Annotated in this window: 3 protein-coding genes; all 3 read right to left on the reverse strand. The window is 66.1% G+C overall.

Going from position 1 to position 3,062, the window contains the following annotated elements:
- Positions 1-1,331, reverse strand: a 1,331-nt coding sequence (locus tag QOI01_RS01795) for a GAF domain-containing sensor histidine kinase (RefSeq protein ID WP_526378026.1), incomplete at its 3' end; no start/stop codon positions are given.
- A 189-nt stretch (positions 1,332-1,520) separates the two neighbouring features.
- Positions 1,521-2,267: an acetoacetate decarboxylase family protein gene (locus QOI01_RS01800; RefSeq protein ID WP_526378028.1), complete on the reverse strand. Its 747-nt coding sequence runs from the start codon at positions 2,265-2,267 to the stop codon at positions 1,521-1,523.
- Positions 2,267-3,062: fumarylacetoacetate hydrolase family protein (locus QOI01_RS01805; protein ID WP_526378030.1), on the reverse strand; the 796-nt coding region annotated here is incomplete at its 5' end. The genes QOI01_RS01805 and QOI01_RS01800, both read right to left, overlap by 1 nt.

The raw sequence follows: 3,062 nt of genomic DNA on the forward strand, positions 1-3,062 counted from the left end.
ATTCCGTCATCTCGAACCTCGAGACGAAGCTTCGCCACGTCGGTTTCGGTGTACACACTCACCTGGGATGCGTGTGCGTGCTTCGCAGCGTTCGTGAGCGCTTCGGCAACGACGTAGTAGGCGGCAACTTCGGCAGCGTCAGGAAACCGTCGGTCAACGCCGAGGTCGAGTTCGACCGGGACGGCGCAGCGGCGCGCCAATGTCTTGAGGGCTGGGCCCAGTCCGCCCTTCGACAGGATCGCCGGGTGTATCCCATGTGAGATCTCTCGAAGGTCCGCGGAGAGGCTGGCCAGATCGTCAACGATACGGGCGAACTGCTCTTTGGTCCCGTGCCGGTCGGACGGCAGAGAAGCCGCCGCCGACTGCAGCAGGAGGCCTAACGCGACGAGCCGCTGCTGGGCACCGTCGTGAAGATCGCGCTCGAAACCGCGTCGGGCAGCATCGGCGGCCGCCACGATGCGCGCTCGGGACGCGGTGAGTTCGGCGCGATTCTCGGCGTCGGCGATGGCGGTGGCAACCATGTCCGCGAATTCGGTGACCCGCGCCTCGGTGTCCGACGGCAGGGGTTGGGCCCGCGACGAGACGACCATGGCCGCACCCCACATGCGCCCCGCAACGACGACAGGGGCTCCCACCCCTGACCGGATGCCCAACTTACGCATACGCGCGGCGGTGGAACCCGGAGCATTCTGGTAGTCGATTCGGGCGGCGCGGCCGGTGCGGAGCACCATCGCTGCGAGGTTCTCACCTTCCAGCGAAAGGCGTTCGCCGATCGGCATGTCGGTCAGACCGGCCTCGTCGCGGCCGGCGACGAGGGATGCGCCGTCGGCCTGATAGCGGACCAGAGCCGAGGTGTACACACCCAGGAATCTGGCCAACTCCTGCGCCGCCGCCGAGAACACCTCAGACGGGGTGACCCCACGCGCGACCAATGCCGCCACCCGGCGCAACGCCGCCTGCTGCTCGGCGAGCACGCCCAACTCGTCACGGCTCGTCTCGGCCTCGCGGCGGCGTAGATCTGCCTCAACGGCGCGCGATCGACCCAGAGCTGCAAGCGCAGCGGCCGACAGCGCGACGAACAAGAAGACGAGGACTGCCACCGCGTCCTGTGCTTCGGCCGGGATGAAGCTCCTGCCGGTCACCATACGATGGAAGTAGACGTAGACAACGGCACTGGCCAGCGACGTCACGACCCCGAGCCGGAACCCCCACACAGTCGCGACGGCCAGGGCACCGAGCAGGAAGATCACGCCGAAGACGTTCCCGGGGTCCATCTGCTTGAGCAGGTAGACGCCGAGGCTTTCCGTCGCAATCAGCAACGCGGCGGCCACGAGCCCGAGAGAAAGGGGTGGGGCCGTCGCTGGCCCTACCAGGGACAACAAGCGTGCGCGCATAGGCGCAATCCGCGCCTGCGCAACAGAACAGCCATCTGTAGAGGTCGGACCGCGTAATCCCCCGGGTAGCGGCCAATTAGCAACTCGCACTAGGTATTCCGTTCTGTCTAGATATCGGACACAGCGCTAGGCCAAGTAGTCGTGCACGACTTCACCTGCCTGGAGGGTGACGTCGGACACCGTGTGGGTAACGGACACGATCTCCCGCACCGGAAGCTCCGCCAAGGGGGCCAGTGCGTGCGGGTGGAGCTCCAGTGTTCCGCGGCCTGTGTAGGCCTCTTTGACCACGACATCGGCATAGTCGAACCTGACGAGTTCCAGGATTCTCGGTGTCCCGTCGACATGCGGCATGATTTTCAACACGACGCCGGGCGAGCCGGCAGCCCGTTCAGCCTCCTCGGGCTCCATCGTCTGGTGCCCGTAGTCCATCGTCGCCCGGGCCACCAGGGCACCGCTGTATTCGAGGGTGCCGACCATAGTGTCGTTGTGCAGGCTGACCATCGGAGCGCCGAACTTCTTTGGCAGCCCCCACCATTCGCGCCCCTGCAGGACCGCGGCAACGCTGCCCGCGTACATCGCCGGCCGGAAGAGGAGCGGCTCACGGTTCAGTTCGGTACTGATGCTCTGCGCGACCTCGTAGTAGTCGCCGAGCTTGGGCGCCCTCATGAAGAGGAAGGCGATGCTGACCAACGGATCGGTGACGGTCAGCGGTTCGGGTACCAGCGCGGCGACCTTGTCGAAGTCGGAGCGGTAGGTGACCGTCAGAGAGACCCGGTCGAGGAACCTGTCCGGGGGCGGTGGGTAGGCCGGACTTGCCAGCGGCATCGCGAAGGCCCGAGCGACGACGTCGGATGCCGGAATGGTGGTTGCCATCATGTCTCCTTTGAGGTGATCTGCTTAGTTCCTTTATCGCGCCAGCCGGCGACGAAGCGTTGACGCAGCTCGCCGATCCCTTCGATGGTGCTGACAAGCTCGTCACCCGCGGCCAGGAAGCGCGGGGGCTTGCGGCCGAGTCCGACACCGGGCGGGGTGCCGGTGTAGATGACATCTCCAGGTAGCAGGGGCAGCACGGCCGAGAGCCTGGCGATCAACGCCGGGACGGAGAAGATGAGGTCGTTGGTGCGGGCATGCTGGACCTGTTCACCGTTGACCGCGCAACCCAGTTCGAGGTCGTCGGGGTTGTCGAACTCGTCGGGGGTCACCAGCCAGGGGCCGATGACAGAGAAGCCGGGATGGGATTTGGCGAGGCTGAACTGGGGGGGTTGTCCCTCGAACTGACCGATCCTCTCGGAGATGTCCTGGCCCACCGAGAGGCCGGCGACGTGGCTCCAAGCGTTTGCCTCGGAAACCTGATACGCCTCGGTGCCAATGACGACGACAAGCTCGACCTCCCAGTCGGTGTGGCCGCCGTTGGGCAGGGTCACCTCGCCGATGGGGCCGGTGATACTCGAAACGTATTTGGTGAAGACTTCTGGGTCCTTGGGGATGGGAAAGCCGGTCTCCAGGGCGTGCGCCCGGTAGTTCAGTCCGATGGCGAACAACTGCCGGGGGGCGGGGGCGGGCGCGCCGAGGTCGGCCGGGTCGAAGGCGTCTGCACCGTTGAACTCGGCTCGATTGACCCAGGCGCGGAACTCGGCCCACTGCGAGTAGACCGCCTGCGGGTCGGCC

It is taken from the genome of Mycobacterium sp. (assembly GCF_032162605.1).
Taxonomy (GTDB): domain Bacteria; phylum Actinomycetota; class Actinomycetes; order Mycobacteriales; family Mycobacteriaceae; genus Mycobacterium.

Bases quoted from the DNA above. Each gene is read 5' to 3' on its own strand.
- QOI01_RS01800 (WP_526378028.1), bottom strand. From the start codon at position 2,267: ATGGCAACCACCATTCCGGCATCCGACGTCGTCGCTCGGGCCTTCGCG.